This is a genomic window from Nonomuraea sediminis (assembly GCF_018531495.1).
GTDB classification, from domain to species: domain Bacteria; phylum Actinomycetota; class Actinomycetes; order Streptosporangiales; family Streptosporangiaceae; genus Nonomuraea; species Nonomuraea sediminis.
The window spans coordinates 93,539-106,614 of sequence record NZ_JAHDTI010000024.1 but is presented as its reverse complement, the minus strand read 5'-3'; the positions used below and the strand labels follow the sequence as shown (position 1 = coordinate 106,614).

The window sequence follows — 13,076 nt, the reverse complement described above, 5'->3', positions numbered from 1 at the left end:
CCCCCGTGAACCTGACCGACTTCCACAGCACGCCGCAGCGGCCCTTCGACCCCGCTGCCCAGTTGCTCGGGCGGGACGGCGCGCCCCTGGATCCCTTCGCGGCGTTCACCGGGGAATCCGCGGCTCTGGCCGATTACCTGCACGTCATGGGGTACGCGCTGCTCAAGGGTGTCTTCACCCCGTCGGAGACCGCCGAAGCCCTGGCCGCGGCCCTCCGGCTCGCCGAGGCGGCGAAGGAGGGAGACGGACGTTCCTGGTGGGGCCGCGACGCTCAGGACACCCCGGTGCTGACCCGCATCCTGTGGAGCGGCGACGAACCCGCCATAGCCGGGATGTCGGCCGACCCCCGCATCCTGTCGATGGCCGCCTTGTCACCCTTCGGCCTGCGCCCGGCGGGACCCGGCATGATCCTGTACAAGACCCCGGGCGTGACGGGCGGGCTGGCCGACATCCCGTGGCACCGGGACTGCGGCATGGGAGGACACGAAGAACGCTGCCCGATGCTCATCGCCAGCGTGTGCCTGCGCGGAGGGAGTCCGGCGGCGGGGGAACTGCGGGTCCTGCCGGGGTCGTGGCTGACGGCACCCTCCTACGGCGAGCACGAAGGCGTCGGGCTGGACCTGCGGCCCGGAGACGTTTCCCTGCACTACAGCGACATCATGCACGCCTCGTTGCCGGCTGTCGGCCCGGTGGGCCGGATCAGCGTCCTGATCGCCCTGACCCCGGCCGGCCGCGTCCCGCCCCCGGTGTGAATCCTCTGCTGGTTCCCAGCTCAACACGGTTCGCAGGTGCCGGTGCGGTAGCTGTCGCGTAGGCGGTGTTCCGCGACGGCGCTCGCGCCGAGTTCGTCCAGGCCGAGCAACGCGGCGCCGACGGCTGGGGGCACGTCCACCACGCGAGGCGTCGCCTTCGGGGCGGTGCGGGCGCAGCCGGTGTGGATGCGGTCGAGCAGGTACGGGTCACCGCCGGCAAGGACGCCGCCCCCGAGCACGAGGTCGACGGGGACGTCCAGGAGGTCCAGCCGGCGCAGCGCCGCCGACACGAGCAGGACCACCTCATCGGCGAGCCGATCGACCACCTTCCTGGCCACGGTGTCACCGTGCCCCGCGGTCTCCAGCAGCAGGGGATTGAGCTCCTGCAGCCGGGTTCTGCAGACGTCGCCGAAGTGGAATCGCTCAACGAGCTCGGCCACCGAGGACACCCCGAAGTGGGCGGTGACGAGGGGGCGCAACGCGGTGTCGGGGCCGCGGCCATCCTCGGCCCGCACCGCCCGCCACAGCGTCTCGTCGCCCAGGAACAGGCCGCCACCCCAGTCACCGGACAGCCGGCCGATCGCCGGGAACCGCAGGGTCCTGCCGTCGGGTGCGACACCGACGCAGTTGATGCCCGCCCCGCAGACCACCGCTACCCCATGCCCGTGCGGGGTGCCTGCGCGCAGCAGGGCGAAGGTGTCGTTGTCGACGGTGATCCCTTCGGACCAGCCCAGCTCCCCCAGCGCCTGTGTCAGCGCCTCTTGCTCCCGGCCGAAGTCGACTCCGGCGAGGTACGCCGCCGTGTGGCGAACGTAAGGCGCCCTGGCCGCTGGATCGAACTGACGCACCGCCTGCTTGACCAGCGCGTCGAGAGTGGCGGCGCTGGCGGCGACACCCACCCGCTGCGCCGACGCCCCCGGGCCGCGTACTTGGGACAAGACCGTGCCGTCGGTCGTGACCAGGAGGACGTCGGTCTTGGAGTTGCCGCCGTCGAGCGCCAGCACCGCGTCGATCACGCCGCCGCCCACGGCAGGAGGTCGCGGTTGACCGAGACCAGCCGGTCGGCCAGGGTCTCCGCCTGGTCGATCTGTCCGATGAGCGGATGCGCCATCAGCGCGTCGAACACTCGGTCCCGCCCTCCGTGCAGCGCCGCCTCCAGAGCCAGGCTCTCGTACGCGGTGACGTGCGCCACGAGTCCGCTGATCATCGGCGGCAGCGGGGCCACCGGCAGCGGTGCGGGACCCGCGGCGGTGATCCGCGCGGGGACCTCCACCACGGCGTCGGCAGGCAGGAACGGCAGGGTGGAGCCGTTGCGGGTGTTGACCACCTGCACATCTCCCCTGCCGGTCAGTATGGACGCCACGAGCTGGACGGCCGCCTCCGAGTAGTAAGCGCCACCCCGTTGCTCCAGCAGCGCCGGCTTGGCGACCAGGCCAGGATCGCGGTACAGCTCGAGGAGACTGTTCTCGATCCCGGCCACGGTCTCCGCCCGTGACGGGCGGGACCGCTGCTCGGTCACGATCGCGTCGTGACGGTAGTAGTACTTCAGGTAGTACGACGGCACCGCGCCGAGCCTGCGCATCACCGCGGCAGGCAGCCCGACGTGCTCGGCGAGCCGGTCGGCGTGGTCCGTCAGCAGGCGGGGCAGCACGTCCACACCGTCGACCCGTACCGCACGCACCCAGGTCAGATGGTTCAGCCCGACGTGTTCGAGGGCGACCCGGTCAGGGGCGACGCCGAGCTGCCCGGCGACCCAGCGCTGGAAGGTGATGGCGACGTTGCAGAGACCCACCGCGCGGTGACCGGCGTCGAGCAGCGCCCGGGTGACGATGCCGACCGGGTTGGTGAAGTCGACGATCCAGGTCTTCTCGCCGGCGATCCGCCGCACCCGTTCGGCCACGTCGAGGACGACCGGCACCGTGCGCAACGCTTTGGCGAGGCCTCCCGCGCCCGTGGTCTCCTGGCCGAGGCAACCGCACTCCAGCGGCACCGTCTCGTCGGACGCGCGGGCGCGCTGTCCGCCGACGCGCAACTGGAGCAGTACGGCTGCCGCCCCGTCGGCACCGGCCTCCAGATCGGCGGTGAGGCTCAGCTTGGCCGGGTGACCGGCTTGATCGAGGAGGCGGCGGGCGAATCCGCCTACGACCTCAAGGCGGTCGAGGTCTGGGTCGACCAGCGCGATCTCCTCGATCTCGAAGGCGGCGTGACGATCGGCGATCCCACTGACCAGCTCCGGGGTGTAGGTGGAGCCGCCCCCGACGACGGTGAGTTTCAACCTTTGACTCCTGTGAAGGTGATCCCTCGGACGAAGGACTTCTGCGCGAACACGAAAAGGACGATGACGGGCAGCATGACCACCACCGTCGCGGCCATGGTGAGGTTCCACTGCACCTGGTGCGCGCCCCGGAACGAGGCCAACGCCAGCGAGAGCGTCCACCGGTCCGGATTCTCCCCGGCGTACAGGAGAGGCCCGAAATAGTCGTTCCAGGTGTACATGAAACAGAACAGGGAGACGGCGGCGATGCCAGGGCGGGTCATCGGAAGCAGCACGCGAAGCAGCGTGCGCAGATCGCCGCAGCCGTCCACCCGGGCGGCGTCGAGATACGACTGCGGCACCGTGAGGAAGAACTGCCGCAGCAGGAAGATGCTGAACGCGTCGACCAGGAAGTACGGCAGGATCAGCGGCCACAGGGTGCCGGTGAGGTGGAGGCGGGCCCACAGGATGTACAGCGGGACGGACAGCACCTGCGGCGGGATCATCATGGCGGCGATCACCACCAGGAACACCGCCTGGCGGCCCCGCCACCGCATCCGGGCCAGCGCGTAGGCCGCCGGCACACTCGACAGCAGCATCCCGGCCGTGGCCAGCAGCGAATACAGCACGCTGTTGCCCAGATACGCCAGCAGCGGCGCGGTGTGGAACACCTCCGCGAAGTTCTCCGGATGCCAGGAACTCGGCCACAGGTCGGCCGTCAGCGCCTGCCGGTCGGACATGAACGCGGTGAGCGCCACGAAGACCAGCGGCAGGACGAACATCACCCCGATCGCCAGCGCGATGCTGTGCACCGCGACCCAGCGCAGGACGCCGCGTCCCTTCGGCCGGCGCCGCGCTGATCGGCGCGGGGACGCGCGGCCGGAGTCGACACCGCGGGCTGTGAGGGTGGCCATCAGTTCGCCTCCTCGACATGGGACGCGCGGCGCAGACGCTGTACGAAGAGCACCGTGAACAGCGTCGAGACGACGAACAGGACGACCGACATCGCTGAGGCGTAGCCCATGTTGTAGTAGTGGAATCCCTGCTGGTAGATCCAGACGGGGAAGGTCAGCGTGGAGTTGTCCGGATAGCCGATGACCCGCCGGCTCCCGGCGATGTCGGCCGACCCGGAGGCCACCGACGCGGCCACCACGGCCTGGGTGAAGTACTGCAGCCCGAGGATGATGGAGTTGATCACCCCGAAGACGAGCACGGGCGCGATCGAGGGCAGGGTGATGTGCCAGAACCGCCTGACGGGCCCGGCGCCGTCCAGCCCTGCCGCCTCGTAGAGCTCGGCGGGCACGTCGAGCATCCCCGCCAGCAAGATGATGATCAGCTCGCCCGAGGCCCACAAGGTGAGCAGGGTCAGCGCCGGCTTGGCCCACGCGGGGTCGCTGAACCACAGCGGACCGGAGATCCCGAACCAGCCCAGCACGATGTTCACCGGCCCGGTGCCCGGATTGAACAGGAAGGTGAAGGCCAGGGTGGCCGCCACCGGCGGGGCCAGCGCGGGCAGGTAGACCAGGGTCCTGAACAGCCCGGCGCCGCTTCTGACGCGGGCCAGCACGGCCGCGACGCCGGTGGAGAAGACCAGGCGGAGCACGGTGATGACGACGACCAGCCACACCGTGTTGTAGGCCGCCTTCCTGGCCAGCGGATCGTCCGCCACCAGGTGGACGTAGTTGCGCAGCCCGACCCACACCTCGTCGTTGAGCAGGTCGTAACGGGTGAAGGAGTAGTAGACCAGGGCGCCGAGCGGGTAGGCGAAGAACAGCGCCAACCCGGCCAGCGCGGGCGCCATGAAGACCAGCGGCCGGATCCAGTGTCCCGGCCGGGGCCGGATCCGCCTGACGAAGGCGGACCCGGCCACGTGCGGTGTGACAGTCATCGCTGCTCAGCCGCCGAGTTTGGCGTCAGTGTCGATCTGCGCGCCCGTCTTCGCCAGGCCCGCCTTCAGGTCGGTGACACCACCGCCCTGGTAGGCGATGGCGAAGTCCTCGGTGGTCTTGAGATAGGCGCCGCCGTTGGAGCTCGCCGGGTTCGTGGCCAGGTTGGGGCTGGCGAAGATGTCGAGGAAGGTCTTGAAGTGGGCGTCCTGCTGCAACGCCGGGTCGTTGAGCGCGGGAATCGTGGAAGGGACGTTCTTGAGGCCGTGGGCCAGCTCCTGCAGGGGCGCGGGATCCGTCGTCAGGTACTTGACCAGCTCCCAGGCTGCGCCGGCGTTCTTGGCGCCCTTCGGGATCCCGATGATCGTGCCCGTGGTGTAGCCGCCCCCGTACAGCTCCGGCTTGTTGTCCGCGACCGGGAACGGAGCCGTGACGTACTCCAGCGTGGGCGCCTCGGCCGCGATGAAGGCGGTGCGGAACTCACCGTCCATCATCATGGCGATCTGGCCCTTCTCGAAGGCGTGGTCCGGTGAATACTCCTGACCGAGGCCGGCGGTGAATTTCGCCAGCTTGTCCTTGCCGTAGAAGTCGGTGAACTTCTTGGCCCATTCCAGCATCGCCTGCCACTGAGGGTCGGTGCCGATGGCCGACTTCCCGTCCTGGGCCGTCCACTGGGCGCCCCAGCTCGCCGCCCACATCTGCACGTGGTTGGCGTAGAAGCCGATCGTGGGCACGAAGCCGGCGACCTTGATGGAGCCGTCGGGGTTGAAGACCGTCAGCTTCTTGGCGTACTCGAACAGCTGCGACATCGTCTTCGGCGGCCCGTCGAGACCGGCCTTGGCGAACATCGCCTTGCTGTAGTAGAGGCCGTACACGTCGGCGAGCAGCGGCATCGCGCACCGTGTGCCCTTGAACTCGGTGTAGGCGCGGGTGGCGGTGGGAAGCAGGTTCAGGTCCACCTTGTCGCGCGCGATGTAGGACTTGAGGTCCTGCCAGGCGCCGCCGGAACAGAACTGGCCGATGTTGTCGGTGGAGAAGGAGATGGCGACGTCCGGAGGGTTTCCCCCTCTGATCGCCTGGGCGACCTTGTCGTCGTCCTGGCTCCCCTGGTTGTTGACGGTGATGTTGGGGTGCTTGGCCTGGAAACCGTCCAGCGCCTTCTGGAGCACGCCCAGCTCGCGACCGCTGAACTTGCTCCACACGGACAGGGACACCTTCTCGTCGGCACTCGGAGCAGCGGCCGTACCCGACGACCCCTTATCTACCGCCCCGCACGCACTTGCCAGCAGCGCGAATGCCACACACGCCGCCGCGACACCGATTCGTCGCATCGAAACCCTCCAAGGGGGGTGAACTGCTGACCCGCCGCCATGGCCGGTCAAGGGTTGGAGGCTGCCGTCAGGAGGGGATGGCAAACACCTCATCGCGCGCTCCGGCCAAGGCCAGCCGCAGCGCGCCCGAGCGGACCGGGTTTCCGGTCACCAGGCTTGGTCGAATCGCCGGCCGGGGAAGGACGAGCTCGCCCAACTCCTCGGTGACCAGGTCGCACAGGAGGCTGCCGCCGGCTCGGCCGATATCGCCCGTGAGGACCACCAGCTCGGGATCGACCACCGACACCACTCCCGCCACGGCCAGCGCCACCCGGCGGGCCAGGTCACGGAGGAAGGCCGAGCGCGGGACATCCTCCGAGAGAAGCTTCTCCAGATCGTCTCCGTCGAGGCCGTGTGCGCGAGCCAGCGCCATCAGCGCCCTGATGCCGAGCACGTCCCCGACCCGCTGGGCGCCGGTCACGCCGGGCTGCGGGCAGGGCATCCAATCGATCTCGCCCGCGCCGCCGGAGGCGCCCCGCAGTAGCCTCCCCCCGGAGACCACCGCGGCGCCGATGCCCTGGCCGATCCAGATCAGCACGAAGTCGTCGACCCCGACCGCCCTCCCGACCGCCATCTCGTCGAGAGCGACCAGATTCACGTCGTTCTCGACCGCCACCGACGTGCCGAGCGATCCGGAGAGCCGGTCCAGGACGTCGAAGCCCTGCCACGCCGGCAGATGCGGCGCGAAGCTCAGGTGCCCGGTGCGCTTGTCGACCGAACCCGGCAGCCCCACCACGACCCGGCGCAGTTGCTCGATGCCCAGGCCGACCTCGCCGGCCGCGGCGGAGACCGCACGGCACAGATCCTCCACACCGAGGTCCGCTTCCTCGCCGGGACGGTATCGGTACTCTGCGACGATCTCCCCGCAGATATCGGACACCGCGACGTCCAGCACGTGCGGGGTGAGGTCGACGGCCGCCACCTGGGCGAGCGCGCCGTTGACCGCCCAGAGCTGCGCGCGCGGTCCCTTTCCGCCCTCCCGGAATCCGGCACGCAGCACGTGGCCGCTCTCCTCGAGCCGGAGCAGCAGGTCGGCCGTCGCCGGTTTCGACAACCCGATCTGCGATTCCAGCTCCAGCCGGGTCAGTGGCCCTCGGTCGAGCAGGGCCAGCAGCGCCGCGCGGTCGTTGATCCGGCGTAGCAGCTGAGGGCTTCCGGCGCGCTGTTCCACCAGACCTCCCTACTGTCTGGGAACTTCCCAGACGATTGACGAGGAATGTACCTCATGCCCATCGGCCCACGTCAAGGGTGTTCAGCACAGAAACCGGCAGAAGATCACGAACAGCATTCGTGGAGGACTCCACCGAGCCGGTTACATCCGCCGGAGTGGCTCCTCAAGCGAGACATCCGTCATGCCGCGACCCGCGCGACGGCAGGCTGACCGAAGGTAGGCGGCGGCACAGAACCCCACTGAGCCGGATGGCAGTCGTGTACGCCGACATGGATAGCTAGAGTCACCAGCTGAAAGGCCTTTGCGTGCCGGCCGGACGAGCTGTGATCATGCCGCTCATGAGTTGCGTCTTCTGCCGCATCGTCGCCGGCATCGAGCCCGCGCAGACCATCCACGAGGACGAGCATGCCATCGCCTTCCTCAACCTCGCCCAGGCCACCAGGGGTCACACGCTGGTCGTCCCGAGAGCGCACCACCGGGACCTGGGGGAGATCCCGGTGGAGACGGCGGCACACGTGATGCAGGCCGCGGTCGCGGTGTCCCGGCAGGTCGCCGGCGCGCTCGGGGCTCCTGGCGTGAACCTCTGGCACGCCAGCGGCGAGACGGCCTGGCAGAGCGTCTTTCACTTCCACCTCCACGTGGTGCCCCGCTTCGAGTCCACCGACCTCACGCCGCCGTGGACGGAGGTCGAGCACCCGGTCGAGTCACTCAAGGGGCTGGCCGAGGAGATAAGGGCCTGGCGGTGAAGGCCAGACGATCACCGTCGATGGATCACTTGGGCCTTGCTGAGTCATGAGAGGGATCAGGGGATGACAACAACGCCGCTCGCCGAGAGCGTCTGGGTCTTTCACCGAACGGGTCAGCGGTGCCCTGGCCGCCGGATCGGAGAGGTTGTCGCCTACGACGCGCGACTCTTGCCCGAGTATCAAGTGGCCGGACGGCCGACCATCGATCGCAGCTTCCTGTTGCTCGACCAAGGCATCCAGTTGACCAGGCCCGCTGTGTTCGATGGCCCGGTAGAGGGGTGGTGGTACGTCGACCTGGTCGAGATCGAACCGACCGAGGCCGGACTTGTCGTTCACGACCTCTACGTCGACTTCCTGGTGCCACCCGGGGCCGATCGCTACCACGTCCTGGACCTCGACGAGCTTGCTGATGCCCTCCACCAGGGCCGGATCACAGCCGCTCAGTGCGCCACGGTCCTTCGCAGAACGCAACGCTTCATCGACCGGCACCTGCGTGCAGACGAGGAAGGTTCCGTTGATCCTCCGCACCAGTTTCCGCCGGCCTGCATCGCGGTGCTGGAGTCGCTTCCTTGCTTCTTCGAACAATCACGTGCAGCCAGGGCCGGGGACATGACCTGACTTCGCCCCAGGTCCTCCAGGGACGCGTCCCTCGACGGCAGCTCATCGGAGTCGAATAGCGGCCTACCAGTTGCGACGTGCGGAAACGCCTCATGGCGGGCGGGTCCGCTCGCCGGGCTGTGCCATTTCTGACTCGCTGACCTGCCTTAGACGGACTGCGTGTACTTCGTAGCGACGGGCCGTGTTGGCTCGCCCTGCGTATCAGTTAGCGCGGAACCTTGAGACCGTCCAGCACGATGCGCAGGGCCCGTTCGATGGCCTCGTCTCCCCCAGGGGTTGTTACATGGGCAAGGGCCCGCAGGAGCAGGGACACGTCGTCCACGGTGACGTCCGCTCGTACCGCTCCGGCCTCCTGGGCGCGTTCAAGAGCGCGTCCGACCGTGCCCAGGAAGGTGTCGGCCGCCGAGATCACCTGCGGGGACAGGCCCTGCCCGTCGTCACTGTGGGGCGGCAACAGGTCCATGAGCGCCATCTTCGCGGCACCGACGGACACCAGGGTACGGAGCAAGGTGGTGAACGCCTCCGCGGGATCGCTGATGCTGTCGGCTAGATCACGCGCCTGGCCGGTGAGCCCGTCGAGATAGCGAGCGGCCGTGGCCTCGACCAGGTCCTGCTTGGTGGGGAAGTTCCGGAAGACGGTGGCGATGCTGACCTGCGCCCGACGGGCGATCTCTTCCGTGGAAGCCGCCGCCCCCTTCTCGCCGAAGACCTCCTCGGCCGCGAGCAGGACGCTCTCCCGGTTGGCGGCACCGTCTCGGCGCATGACGACTCTCCTTGCTATCCGTAGTGCAGACTACGTATGATGCGTAGTGGCGACTTCGTTTAAGGGTATGGGAATCCCCTCTCGCCAGCCAACGCCTGCCAGGCTGCGGCCGACTTCACGTGGGCGGCGTCACTCTCCTCGGCATGCCCCTCATTGCGGGTTGGCGCGCGTACCGAGTGCCGCGAAAGCGCCCTTTCAGCGCCTGGACACTCAAGGAGTCTCATCAATGTCCGTACTGGACGGGAACACAACGGTCGTGATCGTGGGATCGGGAGTCGCCGGTCTCGCTCTGGGTAACTTCCTGCTGCACAGCGGGGTCGGCTGCGTCATCCTGGAACGCCGCAGTCGTGAATATGTGGAACAGCGGCAACGGGCGGGTGTCATCGACACCCGCGCAGCCCGGATGTTCCGCGAGTGGGGCCTTGAGGAGCGGGTCCTGGGCGGCGTGCCCTTCGAGCCGGTCATGAACTTCCGGATCGACGGTCAGACGCGCCCGTACCAGTTCCTGGGCGACGACAACGGGGACGGGCGCTTCTGTCCGCAGCAGGTCCTGGTGCGCAACCTCATCGACACCTTCGTGAGCGACGGCGGAGACCTGCGCTTCGAGGCCGAGGACGTCGCGCTGGAGAACATCCGCGGTGAGCGGCCCCTCGTGCGCTACCGGGACGCGACCGGCGCCACGAGGACGCTCACCTGCGACCTTGTGGCCGGCTGCGACGGAGACCACGGGGTGAGCCGGGCGGCCATTCCCGACGGCCATCTCACGCGCTACACCCGCGAGTACGGCTACGCGTGGTTGACCGTGCTGGCGGAGGTCCCGGCCAACCATCAGTCGATGATGGCGATCCATTCCCGTGGATTTGCCGGCCAGTTCGCGCGCGGCCCGCAGGCGAGCCGTTTCTACCTGCAGTGCCCGCTCGACGACACCACGCAGCAGTGGTCCGACGAGCGGATTTGGGATGAGATCGAGGCCCGCTTCGGTGAACCGGTGGCTACCAGGGGGCCGATCTCCAGCAAGCAGATGGTCCCGCTGCGCAGCGTGGTCTACGACCCGATGAGTTACGGACACCTCTACCTGCTGGGCGATGCCGCCCACATCGTGCCGCCCATGAGCGCCAAGGGCATGAATCTCGCCCTGCATGACGCCGACGTTCTGGCCAAGGCCGTGGTGCGCCAGGTCAAGGACAACGACGCAAGCCTGCTCGAGGACTATTCCGCGACGTGCATGCGACACGTGTGGAACTACCAGGCATTCGCGGCGTGGTTCACCGACCTGATGCACGACAGCGGTGACGCCTCCTACCGAGGCGACTTCCAGCACCAGATCGCCCGTGCAGAGTTCGAGCGCCTGTATGCGTCGACCACAGCGAACCGATTGTTCAGCGAGTTCCTCACCGGCTTGAACTAGCCACCCGCCCAGCTCAGCCAGGCCCACACCGGTCCCGCGCGGACCTGGCCGCGCCGAAGCCCCTCTGGAAGTACAGAGTCATCCACCCATGCCATCCAGCGCCCGGACCCGGACCAGGTGCTGCTGGCATGGGGCTCTCCGCCTTCGATTGCCAGGGCGAGCGCGTACCCCAGCCGCGCAGGGGCATCGAGCTAGCCGGTGGCGGGAACCATCGGGATGCGCCATTCAGTGTCGTAGTCGTCTTCAAACAGGAAGTAGTCGACCGCCCCGGGAGCATCGGCCACCAGGTGATCCGTCGAATCTCGCCCATCCGAACTCCCGAGGACTGCCCGGCGCGTCGCCCTCCACCCCGCGACCCATGGCCTCTCCCCCACCAACCGGCCCAGCATCATCAACCCCATGGCGCGCGCCCGAGGAGATCCGCAAAGACAAGGGCCACTTCCTGGTCTACGACCACACGTTCGCCCGCCGCTCCGACGACGATCAGCCCTGGCTGCACGCCTGGAACGAGGCCAATCTGCGCTGGCCGTATGAGGGGCCGCGCTCGCGCACCGGCACGCACTGGGCTTCCTTGGAGGCCTCACGAGAGCGGACGCCGGCCGATGCCCAAACGAGCAGCATCGCCGGCCTCCGATTCTTCAAAAGTGCGGACTTCCCGCTTATTTCTTGATCTCGTAGCGAAGAACTGCCACGCCGTTTTCGAACGAGGTGGCCTCGATCAGCTTCAGGTCTTGCCGATCCTCGAAAATGCGCGTTCCCTTCCCGCGTGACGCCGGGCAGACGAGCAGGGTGATCTCGTCGACGATGCCGGCGTCCAGCAGGGAGTGCATGAGTTTCAAGCTCCCCCACAGCCAGATGTCCTTGCCGCTCTGCTCCTTGAGCTCCCGGATGGTGGCGGCCGGGTCGCGCGTCACGGTCGCGGCGGGAAAGTCGCCCCAGGGGGCGTCATCCAGCTTCGACGAGGCGACGAACTTGGTGAGGTTGTTGAGCTTCTCGCCGTACTCGCCCTGCTCGCCGGCGTACGGCCAGTAGCCCTTGGCCTGGGCGTAGGTGTTCGCGCCGAGAATCAGCGTGTCGACCGCGTCGATGAACCCCATCACGCTTGCCTTGAACGCAGGGTCGGTGGTCTCGGAAAAGGGCTCCCCTGACACGAAGCTGAGCCCGCCGTCCTCCTCCGCGGCGATGTTGTCGACGGTAACCCACTGCTGGACTATGAGCTTTCGCATCACTGACTGTGTCCTTTCGAGTATCTGTCGGCTGAGCAGATCCGCCGGTACGAAGCCTTCGTGACGGATCCGGCGCCGGAGGAATTGGAGCGGTTCTTCTTTTCGGGGACGAAACCGCGCGCGGGTTCTCGACCTCTACCTCCTGGCGGACTTCAACGAATCCGCGCACTCCGAGGCGGCCACAAACGGGCACGGGGAGAGCCACTTCGCGTCCATGGCGCGCCAAGGACTCGGTGGTGCCCCAGAACCAGCCGCGTCGGGTCGCCGCTTCTCGATCGGCACCCGGTGCGGCCGGCCTTGTCCGCGTACTGCGAGCGACCTCACGCCGCTCAGGCGCGCTGACGCTCCTCCCGCTGCCGGATCAATTCCTCGACCGGACTCGGCAGGGTCGTCTCGAAGTCGATCAGCTTCGCCCAGGTCGGGGTCACGACGATCCGGACCATGCCGTCCTGGTAGAGGGAACGCACCTCCGCCTCCCACTCAACCCGTTGCTCGGGCGTCATCTCGTAGGTGCTGGTCGTCTGGAGATATTCGTCCGGGATGCCATCGACGAAGTCCAGCTCGGCACGGCCGCGGACGAGCAAGATCTTCGGCGGGTGCGCCTCGGTGTCGATCGTCATGGCGACCATCGGGTTCTCGCTCAAGGCCTGGAGCTTCGGAGCGTTCTTCGGAGTGCACATGACGATCTCCGAGCCGTTCCAGGCAAAGATGATCGGGATATTGCGGGGTGTGCCGTCCTTTGCGACATAGGCCAGGCGGGTCACGTCGCGGGCCAGCAGTTCCCGGCTGAGGGGCCGGTTCAGAACCTCGGTGATCTCGTTCGTGAGCACGGTCATATCTCCCATGATTGTTTTCTTGATCCGCCTAACCTTCCACCGGGCT

At 68.0% G+C, this 13,076-nt stretch carries 14 protein-coding genes; 5 read left to right on the top strand and 9 right to left on the bottom strand.

The window, feature by feature from the left end; translation table 11 throughout:
* The first annotated feature begins 5 nt into the window (after positions 1–5).
* A complete protein-coding gene (locus KIK09_RS54605; RefSeq protein ID WP_214327541.1) occupies positions 6–752 on the top strand; it encodes a phytanoyl-CoA dioxygenase family protein in 747 nt (248 codons plus the stop codon).
* Positions 753–772: 20 nt separating this feature from the next.
* On the opposite strand, the gene KIK09_RS54600 is transcribed toward KIK09_RS54605, so the two are convergent.
* The 6 genes from KIK09_RS54600 to KIK09_RS54575 form a co-directional block, all read right to left on the bottom strand.
* Complete coding sequence (locus tag KIK09_RS54600) at positions 773–1,780, bottom strand: N-acetylglucosamine kinase (protein ID WP_308164850.1); 1,008 nt, start codon at positions 1,778–1,780, stop codon at positions 773–775.
* The gene (locus tag KIK09_RS54595; protein WP_214327540.1) at positions 1,765–3,027 is read right to left on the bottom strand and encodes a 6-phospho-beta-glucosidase; all 1,263 of its coding nucleotides are present in this window, start codon (positions 3,025–3,027) and stop codon (positions 1,765–1,767) included. Before KIK09_RS54595 ends, KIK09_RS54600 begins: the two co-directional genes overlap by 16 nt.
* The gene (locus tag KIK09_RS54590) at positions 3,024–3,920 is read right to left on the bottom strand and encodes a carbohydrate ABC transporter permease (protein WP_214327539.1); all 897 of its coding nucleotides are present in this window, start codon (positions 3,918–3,920) and stop codon (positions 3,024–3,026) included. Before KIK09_RS54590 ends, KIK09_RS54595 begins: the two co-directional genes overlap by 4 nt.
* A complete protein-coding gene (locus KIK09_RS54585; protein ID WP_214327538.1) occupies positions 3,920–4,894 on the bottom strand; it encodes a carbohydrate ABC transporter permease in 975 nt (324 codons plus the stop codon). Before KIK09_RS54585 ends, KIK09_RS54590 begins: the two co-directional genes overlap by 1 nt.
* Before the next feature lie 6 nt (positions 4,895–4,900).
* Entirely contained in the window at positions 4,901–6,094 is a 1,194-nt protein-coding gene (locus KIK09_RS54580; protein ID WP_214327537.1) for an extracellular solute-binding protein, read from the bottom strand.
* A 196-nt stretch (positions 6,095–6,290) separates the two neighbouring features.
* On the bottom strand, positions 6,291–7,433 hold the full coding sequence (locus KIK09_RS54575; protein ID WP_214327536.1) for an ROK family transcriptional regulator: 1,143 nt from the start codon (positions 7,431–7,433) through the stop codon (positions 6,291–6,293).
* A 338-nt stretch (positions 7,434–7,771) separates the two neighbouring features.
* On the opposite strand from KIK09_RS54575, the gene KIK09_RS54570 reads away from it, so the two are divergent.
* Together KIK09_RS54570 and KIK09_RS54565 are read left to right on the top strand one after the other, a co-directional pair.
* A complete protein-coding gene (locus tag KIK09_RS54570) occupies positions 7,772–8,179 on the top strand; it encodes an HIT family protein (RefSeq protein WP_214327535.1) in 408 nt (135 codons plus the stop codon).
* A gap of 63 nt (positions 8,180–8,242) precedes the next feature.
* A complete protein-coding gene (locus KIK09_RS54565; protein WP_214327534.1) occupies positions 8,243–8,797 on the top strand; it encodes a DUF402 domain-containing protein in 555 nt (184 codons plus the stop codon).
* 205 nt (positions 8,798–9,002) lie between these two features.
* Here the strand turns inward: KIK09_RS54565 and KIK09_RS54560 are convergent, their stop codons facing one another.
* Positions 9,003–9,560 (bottom strand): TetR/AcrR family transcriptional regulator, encoded by a 558-nt coding sequence (locus tag KIK09_RS54560; RefSeq protein ID WP_214327533.1) that lies wholly within the window; start codon positions 9,558–9,560, stop codon positions 9,003–9,005.
* Between the two features lie 226 nt (positions 9,561–9,786).
* On the opposite strand from KIK09_RS54560, the gene KIK09_RS54555 reads away from it, so the two are divergent.
* Together KIK09_RS54555 and KIK09_RS54550 are read left to right on the top strand one after the other, a co-directional pair.
* A complete protein-coding gene (locus KIK09_RS54555; RefSeq protein ID WP_214327532.1) occupies positions 9,787–10,968 on the top strand; it encodes a 4-hydroxybenzoate 3-monooxygenase in 1,182 nt (393 codons plus the stop codon).
* A gap of 358 nt (positions 10,969–11,326) precedes the next feature.
* The gene (locus KIK09_RS54550; protein ID WP_214327531.1) at positions 11,327–11,638 is read left to right on the top strand and encodes a hypothetical protein; all 312 of its coding nucleotides are present in this window, start codon (positions 11,327–11,329) and stop codon (positions 11,636–11,638) included.
* Here KIK09_RS54550 and KIK09_RS54545 read toward each other — a convergent pair.
* Together KIK09_RS54545 and KIK09_RS54540 are read right to left on the bottom strand one after the other, a co-directional pair.
* Positions 11,628–12,194 (bottom strand): dihydrofolate reductase family protein, encoded by a 567-nt coding sequence (locus KIK09_RS54545; RefSeq protein ID WP_214327530.1) that lies wholly within the window; start codon positions 12,192–12,194, stop codon positions 11,628–11,630. The two genes, KIK09_RS54550 and KIK09_RS54545, sit on opposite strands and share 11 nt — an antisense overlap.
* A gap of 329 nt (positions 12,195–12,523) precedes the next feature.
* Positions 12,524–13,030: a pyridoxamine 5'-phosphate oxidase family protein gene (locus KIK09_RS54540; RefSeq protein ID WP_250575345.1), complete on the bottom strand. Its 507-nt coding sequence runs from the start codon at positions 13,028–13,030 to the stop codon at positions 12,524–12,526.
* Positions 13,031–13,076: the final 46 nt, after the last annotated feature.